Genomic DNA, 21,650 nt, shown 5'->3' on the forward strand with positions numbered 1-21,650 from the left:
GATTTGGCATTACAATTATGAATACTCAACACACGCTGGATCTCACTCCACATTTCGCGCTGGAGGGGAACCAGCCCTTTAAGGATCGTCGGGCCACGATGCCGTGGCGTGGTGCGATTCCTGTTGCAAAAGAGCAATTGTCGCAAACCTGGCAGAACGTCATCAGCCAGACCGTTCCACCGCGCAAAAGACTGGTGTATTTACATATCCCTTTTTGCGCAACCCACTGTACTTTCTGCGGTTTTTATCAGAACCGCTTTGAAGAGGATCACTGCGCACGCTATACCGACGCTCTGCTACGTGAAATAGAGATGGAAGCCGACAGCACGCTGCACCAGTCAGCGCCCATTCATGCGGTGTATTTCGGCGGCGGAACGCCATCTGCGCTGTCGGCCAGGGATCTGGCCAGGATCATCACCACGCTGCGTGAAAAACTGCCGCTGGCGCCGGATTGCGAAATCACTATCGAAGGTCGGGTGCTCAACTTTGATGATGCCCGTGTTGATGCCTGTCTTGATGCGGGCGCCAATCGGTTTTCTATCGGCATTCAGTCTTTCAACAGCAAGATCCGCAAGAAAATGGCGCGCACCTCGGACGGCCCAACCGCCATCGCCTTTATGAACGGCCTGGTGCGGCGGGATCGCGCCGCCGTGGTGTGCGATCTGCTGTTCGGCCTGCCCGGTCAGGATGCCGCCCTGTGGGGTGAAGATCTGGCGATAGCCCGCGATATCGGGCTGGATGGGATCGATCTGTATGCGCTGAATTTGCTTCCCAATACGCCGCTCGGTAAAGCGGTTGAAAGTGGCCGGACGACCGTTCCTTCCCCCTCAGCGCGTCGCGACCTCTACCTTCAGGGCTGCGATTTTATGGAGAGCGCGGGCTGGCGCTGCATCAGCAACAGCCACTGGGCGCGTACCACCCGAGAACGCAACCTGTACAACCTGCTGATCAAGCAAGGCGCTGACTGCCTCGCCTTCGGCTCCGGCGCAGGCGGTTCGGTCAACGGCTACTCCTGGATGGTGGAGAGAAACCTTTCCACCTGGCATGAAACTATCGCCGCCGGGAAAAAGCCGTTAATGATGATGATGCGTACCGCCGAACGCGGCTTTCAGTGGCGCCATACGTTACAGGCAGGGATTGAAACGGCGCGCGTACCGCTTGATGAGCTGACGCCTCACGCGGAGCAACTGATTCCATTACTGACCCAATGGCACAACGCGGGGCTGACCCGCGATGCGTCAACCTGCCTGCGTCTGACCAACGAAGGACGCTTCTGGGCAAGCAATATTTTGCAGTCTCTTGACGAGCTGATTCAGGAACTTAACGCACCGCGTATCGCGGTAGATAAACCATAAAAGGAGTAACTTATGAGCCATGTCTCTTTACAGGATTTTTTGCGCACTGAGCCGGACGGAACGCTGGAAGCGATCGCCGCACAGTACAACACCACGCTTTTAGACGTGGTCAAAAACCTGCCCTCTCATACTCTGGTCAGCGGCGATAAATTCGATACCGTCTGGGACACCGTCAGCGAATGGGGCAAAGTCACAACCCTGGTGCACACCGCCGATGTCATTCTCGAATTTACCGGTGAACTGCCCTCCGGCTTCCATCGTCACGGTTATTTCAATCTGCGCGGTAAAAAAGGCATGACCGGCCATATCAAAGCGGAAAACTGCACGCACATCGCCTTAGTGGAACGCAAATTTATGGGCATGGACACTGCGTCTATTCTGTTCCTCAACCAGGCGGGCAGCGCCATGTTTAAAGTCTTCCTCGGTCGCGACGAGCATCGTCAGCTACTGGGCGAACAGGTTGACGCCTTCCGCACACTGGCCTCCTCTCTGAAGGAAAACGCCTGATGACGCCGTGGTTACTTTTCGGTGCCGGCGGTACGGGCGTGGGTGCCAGAACGCTTGAACTCGCGCTGACGCAACAGCGCCCGGTCGTTGCCGTGATTCGTCACCCGGAAACCGCGGCCCTTTTGCAAAGCAAAGGCGTTCAGGTATTTATTGGCGATGCCTGCGACGCAAGCGTCGTGTCCTGCGCCTGCCATGCCGCAGGGCCGGAGGCGCTTGTCATTTCATCAATGGGGGGAAACCAGGATTATCTGGCGCACAGAACCGTTATTGATGAAGCGGAAAAAGTGGGCATCAAACGCATGATTCTGGTGACGTCGCTGGGATGCGGCGACAGTTGGGCATTTTTATCCCCTCGCGCAAAAGCCGCATTCGGCCAGGCCGTGCGGGAAAAAACGCTGGCGGAAAGTTGGCTGCAAACCAGTCAGCTGGATTATGCCATCCTGCGGCCTGGCGGTTTACTGAATGGCGATGCGACAGGTAAAGCGCAGCGCTACCAGGGACAGGAGTGCCACGGGTTTGTGATGCGTGCGGATGTCGCCGCCCATATTCATGAACTGGCCTGCGCGCCTGCGCTTAACAATCAGATCTACAGTCTGGTTGAGCCTGAACTAAAGCCGGTGTGATCCCCTCGCGGCGCGGACATCCGCGCCGCAATGACGTTATGGAGATTCGAGTGTTCAAGGATTCACTCTCTTCCCTCAGTGTATTGACGGGGCTTTCACTCTTGCTGATCGCACTGGTGCTGTTCGGCGCCAGCCAGGGGGCGCTGAACATCAGCTTCAGCGCGCTGTTTAACCAAGAGTACCGGGATATCTGGCTGAACATCCGTTTGCCCCGCGTTCTGTTGGCCGTGCTGGTTGGCGGCGCGCTGGCGACGGCGGGCGTGATCATGCAGGGACTTTTTCGCAACCCGATGGCCGATCCGGGGTTGCTCGGCGTCAGCAGCGGCTCTGCGTTAATGGTCGGCGTCGCGATCGTTTTCCCTCTTTCGTTTCCCGTCGTTCTGGCGCTCTATGAACAGATGATCTTTGCCGTCGCCGGCAGCGTGGTGGTCTGCGCGGTTATTTTTCTGATCAGCCTGCGCCACGCTCACGGCGGCATGATGCAACTGCTGCTGGCCGGGATTGCGATTAATGCGCTGTGCGGGGCGGCTATCGGCATACTGAGCTATGTTGGCGACGAACAGCAATTACGTCAGTTGACGCTATGGATGATGGGCAGCCTCGGTCAGGCGCAGTGGCCGACGCTACTGGTGGCCAGTTCGTTCGCGCTGCCCGCCATCACCGCCACCGCCTGTCTTTCCGGGACGCTAAACCTGCTGCAATTAGGGGATGAAGAGGCGCACTATCTGGGGGTAAACGTAAAGCGTAAACGTCAGCAGCTGTTGTTGCTCAGCTCCCTGCTGGTGGGCGCAGCCGTTTCGGTAAGCGGCGTGATTGGCTTTATCGGTCTGGTGGTTCCTCATTTAATTCGCATGATCATCGGCGCAGACCATCGCTGGCTCATTCCCTGCTCTACACTTGCAGGGGCATGTTTGCTCCTGGTTGCCGACACGCTGGCACGCACGCTGGTACAGCCTGCGGAGATGCCGGTCGGCCTTCTGACCAGCCTGATTGGCGGCCCTTGGTTCCTGTGGCTCATTCTGAACAGCCGGAGGGTGGTATGATTGATGCCCAAAATCTGGTTTACAGCATTCATGGACGCCGTTTAACGGACAATGTTTCGCTGACTCTGCCTGGTGGTGAAATCGTCGCTATTTTAGGGCCGAATGGCGCCGGGAAATCCACGCTGCTGCGCCAGCTTACCGGGTATCTGAAGCCCGACTCTGGTCGCTGTACGCTTCTGGGCAAGCCGCTGACCGAATGGCCGCTGACGGAACTGGCGAAGACCCGCGCGGTGATGCGCCAGAACAGCCACATGGCGTTCCCGTTCAGCGTTCGGGAAGTCATTCGCATGGGCAGGCATCCTCATCGGACGCATAATCCACGCGATGAAACCGAGCACATCATGGCGTTGTGCGATTGCAGCCAGCTGGCCTCGCGTGATTATCGGCAGTTGTCGGGCGGCGAACAGCAGCGGGTACAGCTGGCGCGCCTGCTGGTTCAGCTCTGGGAACCCGAGCCTTCGCCCAAATGGCTGTTTCTGGATGAACCCACCTCCGCACTGGATATTCACCACCAGCAGCATCTTTTCCGTCTGCTGCGCCAACTGGTGCGTGAACGGCAGTTCAACGTCTGCTGCGTGCTGCACGATCTCAATCTTGCCGCACGTTATGCCGACCGGGTGGTGCTGATGGCAAACAGCCGCCTTATTGATAACGGCAGGCCGCAGGAGGTGCTGAAACAACAGGCGCTGAAAACGCTTTACGGCGCGGATATCACGGTTTTAAACGATCCATCAAATCTCTCACCGCTGATCGTCCTCGATCGGTAAAACTTGCGGAGCATCGAATGCTGATGCTCCATTTTCTGTAACAATTGCCTGTTATAAGTGATCGCTTTCTCAATTCTGACTCTTTCAACTGGTCATTCTACGCGGGTAGATTTATTAATCTGCGGTAAAAATATAATATCTACGCGAGTAGAACGTGAAGAGTATAAACCTGCGACTTATGTCGACAGCTAACTTCAAGGAGTTCTTATGAACACGCATTCATCCTCTGTTCCCCTGACGGACGGCCAACAGGCAGCTCAGGAACGACTGGAAACCCCCGAGGGGCGCCGCGAATTCTGGCGAGCGACATTTTCCTGCTGGTTAGGCACGACAATGGAATATGCCGATTTTGCGCTGTATGGCCTCGCCGCAGGCATTATCTTTGGCGACGTCTTTTTTCCTGAAGCCACACCAGTTATGGCGCTACTTTCCAGCTTCGCCGCCTATTCCGTCGGGTTTATAGCACGCCCCATCGGCGCGCTGTTGTTCGGCTGGATAGGCGACCGTCATGGCCGGAAGACTGTCATGGTTATCACTATCGGGTTAATGGGCATGTCGACCATGTTGATCGGTTTAATTCCCAGCTACGCCCAGATTGGCGTTTGGGCGCCGGTATGCCTGGTCATCTTACGATTTTCCCAGGGGCTGGGCGCCGGGGCAGAGCTTTCAGGCGGCACCGTCATGCTCGGTGAATATGCCCCAGTTAAGCATCGCGGACTGGTCTCCTCGATTATCGCTCTGGGCTCAAATAGCGGAACATTGCTGGCTTCTTTAGTCTGGCTCATCGTACTGCAAATGGATAAAGACGCCTTGCTTAGCTGGGGATGGCGCATCCCTTTTCTTTGCAGCTTCCTCATCGCCGCCGCCGCACTGTTTATTCGCCGCCATATGCGTGAAACGCCCGTCTTTGAGCGTCAAAAAGCACTCCTGCAAGCCGAGCGAGAGAACGCGCTTCGCCAGGGTCAGGAGATGCAACAGTATGACACCCGTAGCTTCTGGCAACGCACCAGAGCATTCTGGACCATGGTCGGATTACGCATCGGCGAAAATGGCCCCTCCTATCTGGCCCAGGGATTCATCATTGGCTATGTTGCCAAAGTGCTGATGGTTGATAAATCTGTCCCCACTGTTGCGGTATTTATCGCCTCTATTCTGGGATTTGCCATTATTCCGCTGGCGGGTTGGCTTTCTGACCGATTTGGCAGACGTATCACTTACCGTTGGTTCTGTCTGCTACTGATTCTGTACGCATTTCCGGCATTCATGCTGCTGGACTCTCGTGAACCGTGGATTGTTATCCCGACGATCATTACCGGAATGGGGCTCGCTTCGCTGGGCATTTTCGGTGTTCAGGCTGCATGGGGCGTTGAGCTTTTCGGTGTGACCAACCGTTATACTAAAATGGCTTTCGCAAAAGAGCTGGGGTCCATTATGTCTGGTGGTACGGCGCCACTTGTCGCCTCGGCGCTGCTCTCATTTTACGGACACTGGTGGCCTATCGCCGTCTATTTCACCCTGATGGCCGCAATTGGGCTGGTGACGACTTTCTTCGCGCCAGAGACTCGTGGGCGGGATCTCAACTTGCCCGAGGATGCAATTTGAGGCCAGAGAACGTGAGTTGCGCGTTCTTTACCAAAGATTTTTGGGTCATAACACCTTATGCTGTCAGGAAAAAAGATCACTCTGAACTCAATCAGGTAGGTGCCTTGTGACCCAATCACATTCACAACGCGTAACACGTTCTGATGTTGCAAAAGAAGCGGGAACATCTGTCGCTGTTGTCAGTTACGTTATTAATAACGGTCCGCGCCCCGTCGCCGAAGCGACCCGACAGCGCGTATTGCAGGCCATAAAAAAAACCGGTTATCGACCTAATGGTATAGCGCGCGCCCTGGCTTCAGGCAGCACGCAAACCTATGGACTCATTGCGCCAGACATCTCTAACCCGTTTATCGCCTCAATGGCGCATGCCCTGCAACGTGAAGCATTTTCTGATGGGAAAGTGCTCCTGCTGGGCGATGCGGGCGACAACAGCGGACGTGAGCGTGAACTGATTAACAATATGCTAAACCGTCAGGTCGACGGGCTTATCTATACCAGTGTTGACCGGCATCCCTATATTGAGCTGATTCAGGAGAGCGGAACCCCCTGCGTCATGCTGGATCGCGTGGACCCTGGGTTGAATGTCAGTGTTATTCAGGTAGATGAACAACTGGCGGCCTGGCAGGTGACGAAGCATCTGATTGATCACGGTTACCGCGATATTGGCATTATTTGTGGTCCGCGTGAAATGTTGAACACCCAGGATCGTATCCGGGGATGGCAGCTAGCGCTGGAAGAGTCATCGCTAATTATCAACCCCTCCTGGATCTTTTCGACTAACTATACCCGCGCCGGAGGTTACGAGGCGACAAAACGCATGTTGCAAGGTAAACCACCGCGCGCGCTGTTCGCAACCAACGAACAGCAGGCGCTTGGCTGTTTACGCGCTCTGGCAGAACAAGGATTACGCGTTCCACAGGATGTGGCGCTGGTCTGCTTTAACGCAACACAAGAATCGGCTTACAACGTACCTTCCCTGACCGCCGTCCGACAGCCTGTCGACAAAATGGCTCGTGCGGCAATTGATATGTTGAAAAACTGGGATGGAGAAGTTCGCCGCGTTGAATTTGAGTTTTTTTTACGAGTGGGAGAGTCGTGTGGCTGCCAGGGACATGAAGTACAACCTGAAACCAGATAAAAATAAATCTATGCGCGTGATTATCGACTGCGATCCGGGTAATGGCATTCCCGGCGCCAATATCGATGACGGCCTCGCGCTGGCACTCGCCATTGCCGCGCCGCAAATCTCTCTGGAGATGATCACAACGGTGGCTGGTAATACACCGGTAGAAATCGGATATGCAGTAGCCAAAGATTTCGTTCAACAATTAGGTGTACCCGTTTCTGTCTACCGTGGCGCCGCACGCGCGCTCAGAGAAGATCCGCAGCCCTGGCGGGAAAAGCTTGATCATGGTGTAGACCAATATGGCTTACGCCAACTCTGGGCTGACGTCCCCGTTCCGCAGGCATACCAGACCACGAAGCCTCTTGCGCCTGAGGCGATAGGTGAGCTGATATGCAACAACCCCGGTGAGATAACGCTGGTTGCAACAGGCCCACTCACCAACGTCGCCATTGCTCTACAGCTCTATCCGCAGCTCGTTCATGCGGTGAAGAATATCGTGATCATGGGCGGAGTATTCAATGTTCCTGGCTATCTGAAAGACACTAATTTTGGCCTTGATCCAGAAGCAGCTCATGCCGTACTCACCAGCGGTGCGCCGGTCACATTGGTTCCGATGGATGTCACGACAAAAACCCAAATGCTTCATACCGATTTGGATCGTCTGGCTGCGGCAGAAAACGTTCTTGGTCTCTATCTGGAAAAAACCATTCGCCCGTGGATCACCTACTCTATGCAGACCCGCAATCTGCCTGGCTGCTGGATCCACGATGTTCTGACGATCGCCTGGTTGCTTGATCCCTCGCTCGCCGCAACGACAGAAGACTTTCTGGACGTCTCGCTTGAAGGCCTTACTCGTGGTATGACCTGTCGTTATGGACGTGACACATTACGCCTGGACGTGGGAATACCCGAGCCCAAAGGCACGATGATAAAAATTCTACAGACTATCGATAACCATCAACTTCTTTCGCTGATTGAACACTACATCCATCGCTACGGCGCATAGCGATGCTGCACAGAAAAAGAAGGTATTCGCGCAGTGTGTAAGGTTATGTTTTTCTGGGGGAAAAATGAATACGTTAGCACTCATCCTCTCTGGTGAAGGAGAACCAATTTTAATTACATTATGCAAAATTTGCGTCGCTTTTTTCCTGGGAGGAATCATCGGGCTTGAAAGAGAATCAAAGGGAAAGCCTGTCGGGTTTAAAACATGTGTGATTATTTCAGTAGCCAGTTGTGCCCTGACCATTGTTTCGATTCAATCTGCGGAGTATTACGCTGAGATTTCAATGAATATCCGTAGCGATCCTATGCGCCTGGCCGCACAAATCATCAGTGGCGTGGGTTTTCTCGGTGCCGGGGTTATCCTCCATCGCCATGATGATGCGATATCCGGGCTAACAACCGCAGCCATCGTCTGGGCTTCTGCTGGCATAGGAATTACCAGCGGAGCCGGTTTTTATCTTCATGCCCTGCTTGCCACAGGGTTATTTCTGCTGGCTATAAAGCTCAGTTATTTTGTGATCTTTTTACAAACAAAAAACCAGCTCCCCGGCAAAGTAAAAATCCGCATTATTCTTGACGAAAAATCAGGGCTACAAACGCTGGTAGAAAGTATTAATCAGCAAAAAAGCATTATTGAGACCATTACTATCCGCGATGTAAAAAAGGGAAAAATAGAGGTCAACCTTAAGGTTGTGATCAGAAAAAAAATAACCTTGCCCGAACTGTACAGCAACCTTTCTACGCTCGAACACGTCTGCGCTATCGCGCTGGAACACTGAAAAACACGAGTATAAAACAAACTTCTTGACCTTCCCCTTGATGGAAGGTTTACCCTTTATCACAGTCAGTTAATCCTGTCATAAAGGAGTGTGTTATGTCTCAAACTATCGACCTGACCCTGGACGGTCTGTCCTGTGGCCACTGCGTCAAACGCGTGAAAGAAAGTCTTGAACAACGTCCTGACGTTGAACAGGCGGACGTCACGGTAACCGAAGCGCACGTTACCGGCAGCGCCAGCGCCGAAGCGCTTATTGAAACCATTAAACAAGCCGGTTACGGCGCGGAGTTAAGCCACCCAAAGGCTAAACCGCTGGCGGAGTCATCAATCCCGTCGGAAGCACTGACAGCGGTTCCCCCTGAGCTTCCGGCAGCGACGGCCGATGATGAAAGCCAACAGCTGCTGTTAAGCGGCATGAGCTGCGCCAGCTGTGTTTCCCGGGTGCAAAACGCATTGCAAAGCGTACCGGGCGTCACACAGGCACGGGTAAACCTGGCGGAACGCACTGCGCTGGTAATGGGCAGCGCGTCCGCCGCAGATTTAGTGCAGGCGGTAGAGAAAGCTGGCTACGGCGCAGAAGCGATCGAAGATGACGTTAAACGCCGCGAACGCCAGCAGGAAACCGCACTCGCTACCATGAAGCGCTTCCGCTGGCAGGCGATTGTCGCGCTGCTGGTCGGCGTGCCGGTGATGGTCTGGGGGATGCTCGGCGACAACATGATGGTCACCGCCGATAACCGCAGCCTGTGGCTGGCAATCGGCCTGGCGACCCTTGCCGTGATGGTTTTTGCGGGCGGACACTTCTACCGCAGCGCATGGAAAAGCCTGATGAACGGCACCGCCACGATGGATACGCTGGTAGCGCTCGGCACCGGGGTGGCCTGGCTGTACTCGATGAGCGTCAACCTGTGGCCGCAGTGGTTCCCGATGGAAGCGCGCCATCTCTATTATGAAGCCAGTGCGATGATCATCGGTCTGATCAACCTCGGACACATGCTGGAAGCCCGTGCGCGCCAGCGCTCTTCTAAAGCGCTGGAAAAATTGCTCGACTTAACCCCGCCGACGGCGCGCGTGGTCACTGATGACGGTGAAAAAAGCGTACCTCTGGCGGATGTACAGCCGGGCATGTTGCTGCGTCTGACCACCGGCGACCGTGTGCCGGTAGACGGTGAAATCACTCAGGGCGAAGCCTGGCTGGATGAAGCGATGCTCACTGGCGAACCGATCCCGCAGCAGAAAGGCGAAGGCGACAGCGTTCATGCCGGAACCGTGGTGCAGGACGGCAGCGTGCTGTTTCGCGCAAGCGCAGTCGGCAGCCATACCACCCTGTCGCGCATTATTCGCATGGTGCGCCAGGCACAGAGCAGCAAACCGGAAATCGGTCAGCTTGCCGATAAAATCTCCTCGGTGTTCGTGCCAGTCGTGGTGGTGATTGCCCTGGTGAGCGCAGGTATCTGGTATGTCTTTGGGCCGGCGCCGCAAATTGTTTACACGCTGGTGATCGCCACCACCGTCCTGATTATCGCCTGTCCGTGTGCGCTGGGTCTGGCGACACCGATGTCGATTATCTCGGGCGTGGGGCGAGCAGCTGAATTTGGCGTCCTGGTACGCGACGCCGACGCGCTGCAACGCGCCAGCACGCTGGACACCGTGATATTTGATAAAACCGGTACGCTGACGGAAGGTAAACCGCAGGTCGTCGCCATCAGGACATTTGGCGATACCGATGAGGCGAGCGCCTTACGTCTGGCGGCCGCGCTGGAACAAGGCTCCAGCCACCCGCTGGCGCACGCTATCCTGGAAAAAGCCGCCGACGCCGCCCTGCCTCAGGTGAATAACTTTCGGACGTTACGTGGCTTAGGCGTTAGCGGCGAAGCGGACGGGCATACGTTGCTGTTAGGCAATCAGGCGCTGCTGAATGAACAACAGGTTGTCACGACCGCAATGGACGCTGAAATTTCAGCGCAGGCTTCTCAGGGGGCAACGCCCGTATTGTTGGCGATTGACGGAAAAGCCGCGGCGCTGCTGGCGATCCGCGATCCGCTGCGCAGCGACAGCGTCGCAGCGCTTCAGCGCCTGCACCGCGCCGGGTATCGTCTGGTGATGTTAACCGGGGATAACCCGACCACCGCCAACGCCATTGCCAAAGAAGCCGGGATTGATGAGGTGATCGCGGGCGTGCTGCCGGACGGTAAAGCCGATGCGATTAAGCGTCTGCAAAGTCAGGGGCGTCAGGTCGCAATGGTCGGCGATGGCATCAACGACGCACCGGCGCTGGCGCAGGCGGATGTCGGCATCGCAATGGGCGGCGGCAGCGACGTGGCGATTGAAACTGCGGCGATAACCCTGATGCGCCATAGCCTGATGGGCGTGGCGGACGCGCTGGCCATCTCACGGGCGACCCTGCGAAACATGAAGCAGAACCTGCTCGGCGCGTTTATCTATAACAGCATCGGCATCCCCGTTGCCGCCGGGATTCTGTGGCCGTTCACCGGCACGCTGCTTAACCCGGTTGTGGCAGGCGCGGCAATGGCGCTTTCCTCAATTACCGTGGTGAGCAACGCCAACCGGTTGTTGCGCTTTGAACCAAAAGAGTAAGGCGCCTTATCGCCGGGTGGCGCTAACGCTTATCCGGCCTACGCAGCACTCTCATCGTAGGCCGGATAAGATGCTTTTGCGTCGCCATCCGGCATTTCACGCATTGCACCTTCCAGAGCCACACGCTAGCATGGTTTTCCACTAAGGGAGGGCGTATGGATCTGTTATACCGGGTAAAAGCGTTATGGGCTGCACTGCGCGGCAACCATTATACCTGGCCTGCCATCGACATCATGTTACCCGGCGATCGCTGTTTTCATCTTGTGGGCAGTATTCACATGGGAACGCGCGATATGGCCCCCCTTCCGGCAAAACTGCTTAAAAAGCTCAGGCAGGCGGACGCGCTGATTGTTGAAGCCGATGTTTCAGGCAACGATTCGCCTTTTACCGACCTGCCTGCCTTTGCCGACCTGGATGAGCGAATTAGCGACGAGTTACGTCAGCGCCTGCATAAAATCACCCATGAACTGGGCATTTCCCCTTCTCTCTTTTCGACCCAGCCGTTATGGCAAATCGCCATGATATTGCAGGCGACTCAGGCGCAACAACTGGGGCTGCGACCGGAATACGGTATTGATTACCAGTTGCTGAAAACGGCAAAACAGGCGCAAAAACCGATCATCGAACTGGAAGGCGCTTCCAGCCAGATCGATCTGCTGTGCCAGCTCCCTGATAACGGACTGGCGCTACTGGATGATACCCTGACGCACTGGCATACCAACGCCAGACTGCTGCAACAGATGATGAGCTGGTGGCTGAAATCGCCCCCGCAGAATAATGCTATTTCATTGCCGAATACTTTCAGTCAGTCGCTGTATGATGTGCTGATGCATCAGCGAAATGTCGCCTGGCGGGAGCGTCTGCATGCCATGCCGCCAGGGCGGTACGTCGTGGCGGTCGGCGCGCTTCATCTTTACGGGGAAGGCAATTTGCCTGCACTAATGCGTTAAAAAAATGGCCAATATTTCTATTGGCCCGTCAAAGAGGAATTTCATCGTTATTATTATGCCAGGACGTAGCGCCCTGGTTATGTCGATTGTCGCTCAAAGTCACCATCCTGCCAATACTATTGCGCAAGATGGTACTATTTTTTAGACCACCATCAGGCGTATGCTTTAAGGGTATTTTGTCTGGGCCAGGAATAATTGCTATGACACCCGCCGTAAAATTACTCGAAAAAAACAACATTACTTTTCAGATCCACGCCTACGATCACGATCCGTCAGAAACCAATTTTGGCGATGAAGTGGTGCGCAAATTAGGCCTGAATCCTGATCAGGTTTACAAGACGCTGCTGGTTGCCGTAAACGGCGATATGAAGCACCTGGCGGTCGCGGTAACGCCCGTTGCCGGACAGCTGGATCTGAAAAAAGTAGCGAAAGCGCTGGGGGCTAAAAAGGTTGATATGGCCGATCCGATGGTCGCCCAACGGACGACAGGTTATCTGGTCGGCGGCATCAGCCCGCTGGGGCAGAAAAAACGGCTGCCGACGCTGATTGACGCGCCGGCCCAAACGTTTGCCACCATTTATGTTTCCGGCGGCAAACGCGGGCTGGACATCGAGCTGGCGGCGGGCGATTTAGCCAAAATTCTGGATGCGAAATTCGCCGATATCGCTCGCCGGGATTAAGCGATTTTAGAATGATTGCCTGATGGCGCTACGCTTATCAGGCCTACAAACCGCATTGACCCGTACCGGCACTACGCCCTGTTACTGCCAGCTGACTTCGCCCTTCGGCTCATACGCGCTGGCATCCAGCGGTGAGTTCTTCTGCACGTACTCTTTCAGCACTTCCGCATCAATAAACCCGGTATTCACGTATCCCGGTTTATTATCAATTTGCGGATACCCGTCGCCGCCCGTCGCATTGAAGCTCAGCGTCGCCATCCGGTAGGTTTTCGCCGGGTCAACAGGCTCGTCTTTAATTTTCAGGTCATGAAGTTTGCCGTCTTTCGCCACAAAACTGACGTTTGCAAACTGCGGATACGCCCCGGAATCCGGCTTCATCTGCGCGACGGCGGTCAGGTAATCAATTACTTCTTTACCGCTCATGTCGACATAGACCACTACGTTGCCAAACGGCTGCACCTTGAGCACGCTTTTATAGGTAATGTTGCCGCCTTCAATGGAGTCGCGAATCCCCCCGCCGCTCATCACGCCGAAATTGGCGCTGGTGCGCGCGATTTGCGCGGCCAGAATCAGATGGCCCATATTAGTCTGCACAAAGCGAACTTTGTTGCGATCCCCTTCAAGACGACCATTGACGCTGCCAATCTTCACGTCCAGCTGCGCTTTACCTTTGTTCTGGAATGGCGTCAGAAGCGAGAGCATTTGCTGATTTTCTGAAATTTCCGGGGTGTAAAGTACGCGCTCACTTTTCCCGTTATCCCAGGTGACTTTCTTCTTCAGGTTTACCGGAATGAGCTGATAGTTGACCATTTTCATCTCGCCGTTACGGAACTCAAAGTCCGCGCGGCCAACGTATTTCCCCCACTCATGCGCCTGCACAATCCAGATGCCGTTCTGCTTATCCGGCGCGCAAGGCGTACCCGGCACATAATCAACCTGCTTTTTGTTTTCGGACGCCATGCACACCGGGTCCTGTGAGTGACCACCCACAATCATCGCCAACGAGCCTTTTGGCAGACTACGCGCCATTTCAACATCGCCCGGCGCGTTCGAACCGTGATCGCCGTTGTCATAGTGCCCCATGTGGGTAGTGGCGATAATGATGTCCGGCTTTTCATTCACTTGCAGTTCCTGAATCACCACCTTCGCCTCTTCGGCCGGTTTACGGAACTCGATATCGGTGAAGAATTCCGGGTTACCGATTTTCGCCGTGTCGTCCGTCGTCAATCCGAGGACGGCGATTTTCAGATCCTGGCGTTTAAAAATAGCCCAGGGCTTGAACAGGCGTTCTCCGGTACTCTTTTGGTAGATATTGGCGGAAAGGAAGGGGAATTTGGCCCACTTTTCCTGCTGACGCAGCACGCTGAGCGGATTATCAAACTCATGATTACCGACGGCCATCGCATCGTAGCCAATCAGGTTCATACCACGAAAGTCAGGTTCCGCGTCCTGCAAGTCGGATTCCGGTACGCCAGTGTTAATGTCGCCGCCGGAAAGCAGCAGCACGCTGCCGCCTTCAGCCGCGACCTCTTTGCGAATGCCGTCCACCAGCGTTTTTTGCGCCGATAAACCGTACTCGCCGTATTCGCTGCGCCAGAAGTGACCGTGGTGATCGTTAGTATGCAGAATGGTGATTTTATAGGTTTTATCTTTTTCATAAGCCTGAACAGGCTGGCTTGCCAGCGTAAACGCGGCAAACAATGCCAGCGCCACACCCCGTTTCAAAAATTTCATGCTTCTCTCCCTGACTCAATATCAACCGCTGAAATTACAATGATCTGAAATAATAGTCGAAAATGTTTTCAGAATTGAGACTTCCTTCAAACACCGTCCACAGGTATGTTAGTCGAGTAATAATTACAAATTCGATTATCCCCAACATCGCAAACAAAACAGAAGTGACATTCTATGGCAATGAGTGAACCAACCCAGCCGTTAGCGGGCGCCTCTGCTGCTGCGACTAAAGCACGCACCTCGTTTGGCATCTTAGGCGCGATCAGCCTGTCTCATTTGTTGAACGATATGATCCAGTCGCTAATTTTAGCGATTTACCCGCTGCTGCAATCAGAGTTTTCCCTGACCTTTATGCAGATAGGGATGATTACCCTGACCTTCCAGCTCGCCTCCTCCCTGCTCCAGCCGGTCGTCGGATACTGGACGGATAAATATCCCATGCCATGGTCGCTCCCCATTGGGATGTGCTTTACGCTGAGCGGTCTGGTACTGCTGGCGCTGGCGGGCAGTTTTGGCGCTGTGCTGCTGGCGGCGGCGCTGGTCGGCACCGGTTCTTCGGTATTTCATCCAGAATCTTCCCGCGTGGCGCGTATGGCCTCCGGCGGGCGCCACGGGCTGGCGCAATCCATCTTCCAGGTTGGCGGCAACTTCGGCAGTTCGCTGGGGCCGCTACTGGCTGCTGTCATCATCGCGCCATATGGCAAAGGTAATGTGGCCTGGTTTGTATTGGCCGCGTTGCTGGCCATTATTGTGCTGGCGCAGATCAGCCGCTGGTATGCCGCGCAACACCGGATAAGTAAAGGAAAACCGAAGGCGACCATCGTCAATCCGCTGCCGCGCAATAAAGTGATACTTGCCGTCAGCGTGCTGTTAGTCCTGATTTTCTCCAAATACTTCTATATGGCGAGCATCAGCAGCTATTACACCTTTTATCTGATGCAAAAATTCGGATTATCGGTACAAAACGCACAGTTTCATCTGTTTGCCTTCCTGTTTGCCGTTGCGGCTGGAACGGTAATCGGCGGGCCTCTGGGTGATAAAATAGGCCGAAAATATGTTATTTGGGGCTCAATTCTGGGTGTAGCGCCGTTTACTCTCGTTTTACCCTATGCAACCCTGCACTGGACGGGGATTTTAACCGTGATAATTGGTTTTATCCTCGCATCGGCCTTTTCTGCCATCCTGGTGTATGCGCAGGAACTGCTTCCGGGGCGTATCGGTATGGTTTCTGGGCTCTTTTTCGGTTTCGCGTTCGGTATGGGAGGCCTTGGCGCTGCGGTATTAGGCCTGCTCGCCGACCACACCAGTATTGATTTGGTCTACAAAATATGTGCTTTCCTGCCACTTCTGGGGATACTGACCATATTCTTGCCTGACAACCGACATAAAGCCTGATTTTCCTGCGGCCAAAGGTAAACTTTGGTCGCACTCTCTTCCAGTCACCGTAAGCCTTTAGCTCACAGATACCCCGCCAGTTTTCCAATCCGTGCCTTTTTTATTCTAAATTCCACTTTTCATCAAATTTCAACAATTATTCATAAACATAAACATCGAAATTGTCATAAACTATTACCTGGAATTTTGGTTTCTCTGGCGCCATCGTTTGTGAGGCTGTGCGAGCGATGACGCCAGGGCGACCAAAAATGGATCAACATAACGACCAAAGGAGACGGAATGCATCACGCCACCCCGCTTATTACCACCATTGTTGGCGGCCTCGTGCTCGCTTTTATACTCGGCATGCTTGCCAATAAACTGCGTATTTCTCCTCTGGTGGGATATCTGTTAGCGGGCGTTCTTGCGGGGCCATTTACTCCGGGTTTTGTCGCGGATACCAAACTTGCGCCTGAACTGGCGGAGCTTGGCGTAATCCTGCTGATGTTCGGCGTCGGGTTGCACTTTTCATTGAAGGATCTGATGGCGGTAAAGGCCATCGCCATTCCCGGCGCGGTCGCCCAGATAGCCGTGGCGACGTTGCTGGGTATGGCGCTTTCAGCGGTGTTGGGCTGGTCGCTCATGACCGGTATCGTCTTCGGGTTATGTCTTTCAACCGCCAGTACCGTGGTGCTGCTGCGCGCGCTTGAAGAGAGACAGCTTATTGACAGTCAGCGCGGGCAAATCGCCATCGGCTGGCTGATTGTGGAAGATCTGGTGATGGTTCTGACGCTGGTTCTTCTGCCCGCCGTGGCGGGAATGCTGGAAAAAGGCGATGTCGGCTTCGCGTCGCTGGCAGTTGATATGGGCATCACCATCGGTAAAGTGGTGGCGTTTATCGCCATTATGATGCTGGTTGGGCGCCGTCTGGTGCCGTGGATTATGGCGCGCAGCGCCGCCACCGGCTCCCGTGAACTGTTTACCCTTTCCGTACTGGCGCTGGCGCTGGGCATCGCCTTTGGCGCCGTCGAGCTGTTCGATGTCTCCTTTGCGCTGGGCGCTTTCTTTGCCGGGATGGTGTTAAACGAATCAGAATTGAGCCACCGCGCCGCGCACGATACGCTGCCGCTTCGCGACGCCTTTGCGGTCCTGTTCTTTGTCTCCGTCGGGATGCTGTTTGACCCGTTAATCCTGATTCAACAGCCGATGGCGGTACTGGCTACGCTGGCCATTATTATCTTCGGTAAATCAGTTGCCGCTTTCTTCCTGGTTCGCCTGTTCGGGCACTCGCCGCGCACCGCGCTGACCATCGCCGCCAGCCTGGCGCAGATTGGTGAATTTGCCTTTATTCTGGCAGGTCTGGGCATGGCGTTGGATCTGCTGCCGCAGGCAGGGCAGAACCTGGTGCTGGCGGGCGCGATTCTGTCGATTATGCTCAACCCGGTGCTGTTTGCGCTGTTAGAGAAATACCTCGCCAAAACGGAAACGCTGGAAGAGCAGACGCTGGAAGAAGCGATCGAAGAAGAGAAGCAGATTCCGGTGGATATCTGCAACCACGCGCTGCTGGTCGGTTTTGGCCGCGTCGGTAGCCTGCTGGGCGAAAAACTGATGGCGGCAGGCATTCCACTGGTGGTCATTGAAACCTCACGTACCCGCGTGGATGAGCTGCGTGAGCGCGGTATTCGCGCCGTACTGGGGAATGCCGCTAACGAAGAGATCATGAACCTGGCGCATCTGGACTGCGCTCGCTGGCTGTTGCTGACCATTCCGAACGGTTACGAGGCCGGTGAAATCGTGGCCTCCGCCCGCGAGAAATGCCCGCATATTGAGATTATCGCACGCGCGCATTATGACGATGAGGTGGAATACATCACCGAGCGCGGGGCGAATCAGGTGGTAATGGGCGAGCGTGAAATTGCCCGCACCATGCTGGAGCTGCTGGAAACCCCGCCCGCAGGCGAAGTGGTGACGGGTTAAACGGTGTGATGCCGGATGGCGGTGTAATCACCTTATCCGGCCTACGATTTTCTTGTAGGCCCGATAAGCGCAGCGCCATCGGGCAATAACTCAGCGATCCCAGTAAGACTCTTCGAGGCTGTCTTCCCGTTCCGGCAGACCGCGCGTCAACCGCGGGGAATGCTGGTTCAATACCTGATAACTCACACGGTTCGCATACTTACACACCTGCGCCAGAGACGAATAAGTCAGCCAGGTGAATTTATGCTTACTGGAGTTAGGCACATTGGTGCGGTGATAATTATTGGCGGTAATATCATGTAACAGCGCCGCCAGCGCGCCGTCTCCCGCGCCATTGGTGTTCATGATTTTTTCCGGCCCGCCCATGTACGGGGCGATGTGCGAGTAGACCCGCAGCGGATGGAGACAATCTTTATGCCGCATCGCACGGCTGAACTCATACTGATTAAACTCGGCAATCGCCCCCGGCAGCAGCGGGTGCTGGGTTTTGCGTTTCGCTTCATCTTCGGTAAAGCCCGCCATATACAACCCAATCGGCCCGGCGGTACACAGCACCAAATCCACCCAGTCCAGCGCCTTATCAGACGCCAGCAGCGGATCGTTCTCGCCGGTTAACGCTTCCGCCTCTTCTTCATTCATCGCCAGAATGGAGACATGCTCTTTGAGGAACGCCTGCCACCACTGCGGATTATCGGCGATAACAAACTTCGTCCCCAGGGTCAGCACCACCGGCACATTATGCTTTTTCGCGTACTCAATGGCTTTCATGGTCGCTTCCGGCATCGGCTCGCCCGGTTTACAGCGCACCAGATAGGAGGTCAGCACCAGCGCAGATGCGCCCGCAATCACCGATTCCGGGATGCTCTCCGCCCGAAGCTGGTTCATGTGGCCGGGACTGATGGCGAAAGTACGCTCGCCGGATTCGCCAATCAGCGTAAAGCAGCGGCCAATGGGGCCATCAACCCCTTGCAGGTGGTTGAGGTCGGTACGGCTCGATGTGTTACATAAATAGCGGTAGGCGTAGCTGCCAATCTCAATATTGCTGCACATCACGCCCAGCAGAACGGAGCGATCGTCCGCCAGCACCGAGTAGTTGTGCATGGTATTACCAATGGTGCCACCGGCAAACTGGTGGGTGATCAGGTTTTCACGCACCAGCTCCTGATACAACGCTTCTGCGACATCATCCTCAATCACCAGAGAATGCCCGGCGCTCAATCCATAACGTTTCACAAAATCATCATCGACTTTCGCTTCAATATCCACCAGCGTCTGATCGATACCGACCACCCATGACGCGCTGGTTTCATTTTCAGCCTGAATTTGTTGCAACAGCGGGTCACGGGCATTAACGGGGAAATAGTGTTTGGATTTACGTTTACCGGGAAATTTCATGATTGTGTTTACAGGTGGATAACTGAGCGGTGCATGGTAGCACATTCCCCCCTGCCCGCGCGACGAGGCGCGGAGTTTCAATATCGGACGGTGAGATCGCAGTTTATTGGCGATCGCTTTCTACAATGGAGGCATTTCACAAGGAGCGCGTTATGAAGCCAGAAAACAAAATTCCCGTTCTCGATCTTATTTCTGCGCAGATGAGGGCCGTCATCAACGTTCATCAGGCGGAGCTGCCGCCGTGGCCTGCGGATGACATTGCGGCGCAGCGCCAGCACTACACCCGCGAGCGCCGGTTCTGGAACGCCGGAGCGCCGCAGATGGCAACGCGGAAGGCGGCGGTTCCCACATCCTACGGCGAGGTCGCCACGCGTCTGTATTATCCACAGCACAACAGCAGAGCAACGCTGTTTTATCTGCACGGCGGCGGATTTATTCTCGGCAATCTGGATACCCACGACCGCATTATGCGGCTGCTGGCGAGCTATACGCGGTGTACGGTCGTCGGCATCGACTATACGCTCTCTCCCGAGGCGCGTTTCCCACAGGCGATTGAGGAGACCGTCGCGGCATGTCGGTTCTTTCATCAACGCGCCGATGAATACGCATTGAACATGGCGCAAATCGGTTTTGCCGGGGATTCCGCAGGCGCTATGCTGGCGCTCGCCAGCGCGCTGTGGCTGCGCGATAAGCAGATTGTATGCGGGAGCGTGGTCGCCATGCTGCTGTGGTATGGTCTCTACGGGTTACAGGATTCGCCCAGCCGCCGTTTATTTGGCGGAGAATGGGACGGCTTAACCCGTCAGGATCTGGAGAGATATGAAAACGCCTATCTGCGTGACGAGCAGGATCGCGAATCCCCCTGGTATTGCCTGTTCAATAACGATCTGACCCGCAATGTGCCGCCCTGCTTTATTGCCAGCGCGGAGTTCGATCCGTTACTTGATGACAGCCGTCTACTGCACCAGACGCTCCAGGCGCATAATCAGCCCAGTGAGTACCGGATGTACCCCGGCACGCTGCACGCCTTCCTGCACTATTCACGCATGATGAAAACCGCTGACGATGCGCTACAGGATGGCGCGCGTTTCTTTATGGCGCAGTTAAAATAGCCTCAGAGGTACGGCGCGGTCAGCTTCAGCATCATATCGATGTGTTCCGGCGCGGCATTGAGCGCCGGAATGTATTCGTATTTTTTACCGCCCGCCTCAAGGAAGATTTCCCGGTTTTGCAACGCGATCTCCTCCAGCGTTTCCAGACAATCCGCCGCAAAACCAGGACACATCACCTGAATATGCCCGGTGCCTTTTTCGCCCAGCATTTTCAGCGTTTCGTCAGTATACGGCGTCAGCCACGGCTCGCGGCCAAAGCGAGACTGGAAGGTCATCATCACTTTTTCTGGCGCCAGACCAAGCGCGGAGACCAGTTCACGGGTAGTATCGCGACAGCGTTGCGGGTAGTCGTCGCCTTCGTCAGCGTAACGCTGCGGGATGCCGTGATACGAGAGCAGCAGCAAGTCCGGCTCGCCATGTTGGGCAAACGAGGCACGGGCGCTATTTGCCAGGGCGGTGATATAGCTATTGTCATCAGCGTAGTCACGAATAAACGAGACGCCTGGAATACTGCGTTTACGCGCCAGAATACGCGCCAGTTCGTCCCAGACGGCCGCCACCGTCGAACAGGAGTATTGCGGGTAGAGCGGCAGCACCACGATGTGATCGACGTGGTTCGCCAGCAGTTCATCCACCGCGCTTTCCAGCGACGGCGAACCGTAGCTCATCCCCAGCGCAACGGGCGTATCCGGGAGACGCTCTGCCAGCGCCTGCTGTTGCTCCCTGCTGTAAACCAGCAACGGCGATCCGCCTTCCTGCCAGATAGACTGGTACAGTTTTGCGACACGCGGCGCGCGCAGCGGCAAAATCACACCACGCAAAAGCGGCCACCACAGCAGGCGGGAAGTATCCACCACGCGCTCATCGCTTAAAAATTGCTTCAGATAGCGTTTAACCGCTTCAGGAGTTGGGGCATCGGGAGTGCCGAGGTTAGCCAGCAGGATACCGGTTTTCGTCTGACGCATTACCGCCTCTTGTTGATTCAAATTGTTGATAATTGTAGCGGAAAAGCGAGGAAGAAGAA

At 55.2% G+C, this 21,650-nt stretch carries 18 protein-coding genes; 15 read left to right on the top strand and 3 right to left on the bottom strand.

From position 1 onward, the window contains the following. Nucleotides 1-17: 17 nt before the first annotated feature. The 12 genes from hutW (at nucleotide 18) to ybaK (ending at nucleotide 13,034) form a co-directional block, all read left to right on the top strand. A complete protein-coding gene (hutW, locus tag FD428_RS15760) occupies nucleotides 18-1,355 on the top strand; it encodes a heme anaerobic degradation radical SAM methyltransferase ChuW/HutW (RefSeq protein ID WP_049010050.1) in 1,338 nt (445 codons plus the stop codon). Nucleotides 1,356-1,367: 12 nt separating this feature from the next. Next, nucleotides 1,368-1,862 carry a heme utilization cystosolic carrier protein HutX gene (gene hutX / locus FD428_RS15765; RefSeq protein ID WP_012133483.1) on the top strand — a complete coding sequence of 165 codons (495 nt, stop codon included), beginning with the start codon at nucleotides 1,368-1,370 and terminating at the stop codon, nucleotides 1,860-1,862. Then, a complete protein-coding gene (chuY, locus tag FD428_RS15770; protein ID WP_112002138.1) occupies nucleotides 1,862-2,485 on the top strand; it encodes an anaerobilin reductase in 624 nt (207 codons plus the stop codon). The genes hutX and chuY overlap by 1 nt, the downstream gene beginning before the upstream one ends. 50 nt (nucleotides 2,486-2,535) lie before the next feature. Continuing rightward, on the top strand, nucleotides 2,536-3,528 hold the full coding sequence (locus FD428_RS15775; protein ID WP_114847725.1) for an iron ABC transporter permease: 993 nt from the start codon (nucleotides 2,536-2,538) through the stop codon (nucleotides 3,526-3,528). Continuing rightward, nucleotides 3,525-4,295, top strand: coding sequence for a heme ABC transporter ATP-binding protein (locus FD428_RS15780; protein ID WP_114847724.1), 771 nt, complete (start codon nucleotides 3,525-3,527; stop codon nucleotides 4,293-4,295). The genes FD428_RS15775 and FD428_RS15780 overlap by 4 nt, the downstream gene beginning before the upstream one ends. Nucleotides 4,296-4,502: 207 nt before the next feature. Next, on the top strand, nucleotides 4,503-5,897 hold the full coding sequence (locus FD428_RS15785; protein ID WP_024130581.1) for an MFS transporter: 1,395 nt from the start codon (nucleotides 4,503-4,505) through the stop codon (nucleotides 5,895-5,897). Between the two features lie 106 nt (nucleotides 5,898-6,003). After that, nucleotides 6,004-7,035: a LacI family DNA-binding transcriptional regulator gene (locus tag FD428_RS15790; protein WP_071259872.1), complete on the top strand. Its 1,032-nt coding sequence runs from the start codon at nucleotides 6,004-6,006 to the stop codon at nucleotides 7,033-7,035. Nucleotides 7,036-7,045: 10 nt separating this feature from the next. Continuing rightward, nucleotides 7,046-8,029, top strand: coding sequence for a nucleoside hydrolase (locus FD428_RS15795; protein ID WP_371417142.1), 984 nt, complete (start codon nucleotides 7,046-7,048; stop codon nucleotides 8,027-8,029). A gap of 64 nt (nucleotides 8,030-8,093) precedes the next feature. Continuing rightward, the gene (locus FD428_RS15800) at nucleotides 8,094-8,807 is read left to right on the top strand and encodes an MgtC/SapB family protein (RefSeq protein ID WP_047458375.1); all 714 of its coding nucleotides are present in this window, start codon (nucleotides 8,094-8,096) and stop codon (nucleotides 8,805-8,807) included. A gap of 95 nt (nucleotides 8,808-8,902) precedes the next feature. Next, nucleotides 8,903-11,404: a copper-exporting P-type ATPase CopA gene (copA, locus tag FD428_RS15805; protein ID WP_114847722.1), complete on the top strand. Its 2,502-nt coding sequence runs from the start codon at nucleotides 8,903-8,905 to the stop codon at nucleotides 11,402-11,404. 155 nt (nucleotides 11,405-11,559) lie between these two features. Further along, nucleotides 11,560-12,354, top strand: coding sequence for a TraB/GumN family protein (locus tag FD428_RS15810; RefSeq protein WP_047458383.1), 795 nt, complete (start codon nucleotides 11,560-11,562; stop codon nucleotides 12,352-12,354). 200 nt (nucleotides 12,355-12,554) lie between these two features. Further along, nucleotides 12,555-13,034: a Cys-tRNA(Pro)/Cys-tRNA(Cys) deacylase YbaK gene (ybaK, locus tag FD428_RS15815; RefSeq protein WP_012133493.1), complete on the top strand. Its 480-nt coding sequence runs from the start codon at nucleotides 12,555-12,557 to the stop codon at nucleotides 13,032-13,034. 81 nt (nucleotides 13,035-13,115) lie between these two features. On the opposite strand, the gene ushA is transcribed toward ybaK, so the two are convergent. After that, nucleotides 13,116-14,768, bottom strand: a complete 1,653-nt coding sequence (ushA, locus tag FD428_RS15820; protein WP_114847721.1) for a bifunctional UDP-sugar hydrolase/5'-nucleotidase UshA — start codon at nucleotides 14,766-14,768, stop codon at nucleotides 13,116-13,118. 174 nt (nucleotides 14,769-14,942) lie between these two features. On the opposite strand from ushA, the gene fsr reads away from it, so the two are divergent. After that, nucleotides 14,943-16,163 (top strand): fosmidomycin MFS transporter, encoded by a 1,221-nt coding sequence (fsr, locus tag FD428_RS15825; protein ID WP_012133495.1) that lies wholly within the window; start codon nucleotides 14,943-14,945, stop codon nucleotides 16,161-16,163. A 279-nt stretch (nucleotides 16,164-16,442) separates the two neighbouring features. Further along, nucleotides 16,443-18,119, top strand: coding sequence for a YbaL family putative K(+) efflux transporter (ybaL, locus tag FD428_RS15830; protein WP_047458388.1), 1,677 nt, complete (start codon nucleotides 16,443-16,445; stop codon nucleotides 18,117-18,119). Between the two features lie 90 nt (nucleotides 18,120-18,209). Here ybaL and gsk read toward each other — a convergent pair whose 3' ends face one another. Next, entirely contained in the window at nucleotides 18,210-19,514 is a 1,305-nt protein-coding gene (gsk, locus tag FD428_RS15840; RefSeq protein ID WP_047458391.1) for an inosine/guanosine kinase, read from the bottom strand. A gap of 152 nt (nucleotides 19,515-19,666) precedes the next feature. Here gsk and aes point away from each other — a divergent pair, with 152 nt between their 5' ends. Beyond that, nucleotides 19,667-20,626 (top strand): acetyl esterase, encoded by a 960-nt coding sequence (gene aes / locus FD428_RS15845; protein ID WP_114847720.1) that lies wholly within the window; start codon nucleotides 19,667-19,669, stop codon nucleotides 20,624-20,626. Between the two features lie 2 nt (nucleotides 20,627-20,628). Here the strand turns inward: aes and hemH are convergent, their stop codons facing one another. After that, nucleotides 20,629-21,591: a ferrochelatase gene (gene hemH / locus FD428_RS15850; protein ID WP_047458399.1), complete on the bottom strand. Its 963-nt coding sequence runs from the start codon at nucleotides 21,589-21,591 to the stop codon at nucleotides 20,629-20,631. Between the last annotated feature and the right edge of the window lie 59 nt (nucleotides 21,592-21,650).

This window comes from Citrobacter sp. TBCP-5362, from assembly GCF_005406305.1.
GTDB classification, from domain to species: Bacteria; Pseudomonadota; Gammaproteobacteria; order Enterobacterales; family Enterobacteriaceae; genus Citrobacter_B; species Citrobacter_B koseri.

What these genes read in the sequence shown, in the direction of transcription:
- fsr (WP_012133495.1), top strand. Translation starts at nt 14,943, where the DNA reads ATGGCAATGAGTGAACCAACCCAGCCGTTAGCGGGCGCCTCTGCTGCT.
- ybaL (WP_047458388.1), top strand. Translation starts at nt 16,443, where the DNA reads ATGCATCACGCCACCCCGCTTATTACCACCATTGTTGGCGGCCTCGTG.
- ybaK (WP_012133493.1), top strand. Translation starts at nt 12,555, where the DNA reads ATGACACCCGCCGTAAAATTACTCGAAAAAAACAACATTACTTTTCAG.
- gsk (WP_047458391.1), bottom strand. Translation starts at nt 19,514, where the DNA reads ATGAAATTTCCCGGTAAACGTAAATCCAAACACTATTTCCCCGTTAAT.
- FD428_RS15785 (WP_024130581.1), top strand. Translation starts at nt 4,503, where the DNA reads ATGAACACGCATTCATCCTCTGTTCCCCTGACGGACGGCCAACAGGCA.
- copA (WP_114847722.1), top strand. Translation starts at nt 8,903, where the DNA reads ATGTCTCAAACTATCGACCTGACCCTGGACGGTCTGTCCTGTGGCCAC.
- FD428_RS15800 (WP_047458375.1), top strand. Translation starts at nt 8,094, where the DNA reads ATGAATACGTTAGCACTCATCCTCTCTGGTGAAGGAGAACCAATTTTA.
- hutW (WP_049010050.1), top strand. Translation starts at nt 18, where the DNA reads ATGAATACTCAACACACGCTGGATCTCACTCCACATTTCGCGCTGGAG.
- FD428_RS15810 (WP_047458383.1), top strand. Translation starts at nt 11,560, where the DNA reads ATGGATCTGTTATACCGGGTAAAAGCGTTATGGGCTGCACTGCGCGGC.
- FD428_RS15780 (WP_114847724.1), top strand. Translation starts at nt 3,525, where the DNA reads ATGATTGATGCCCAAAATCTGGTTTACAGCATTCATGGACGCCGTTTA.
- aes (WP_114847720.1), top strand. Translation starts at nt 19,667, where the DNA reads ATGAAGCCAGAAAACAAAATTCCCGTTCTCGATCTTATTTCTGCGCAG.
- hemH (WP_047458399.1), bottom strand. Translation starts at nt 21,591, where the DNA reads ATGCGTCAGACGAAAACCGGTATCCTGCTGGCTAACCTCGGCACTCCC.
- FD428_RS15795 (WP_371417142.1), top strand. Translation starts at nt 7,046, where the DNA reads ATGCGCGTGATTATCGACTGCGATCCGGGTAATGGCATTCCCGGCGCC.
- hutX (WP_012133483.1), top strand. Translation starts at nt 1,368, where the DNA reads ATGAGCCATGTCTCTTTACAGGATTTTTTGCGCACTGAGCCGGACGGA.
- chuY (WP_112002138.1), top strand. Translation starts at nt 1,862, where the DNA reads ATGACGCCGTGGTTACTTTTCGGTGCCGGCGGTACGGGCGTGGGTGCC.
- ushA (WP_114847721.1), bottom strand. Translation starts at nt 14,768, where the DNA reads ATGAAATTTTTGAAACGGGGTGTGGCGCTGGCATTGTTTGCCGCGTTT.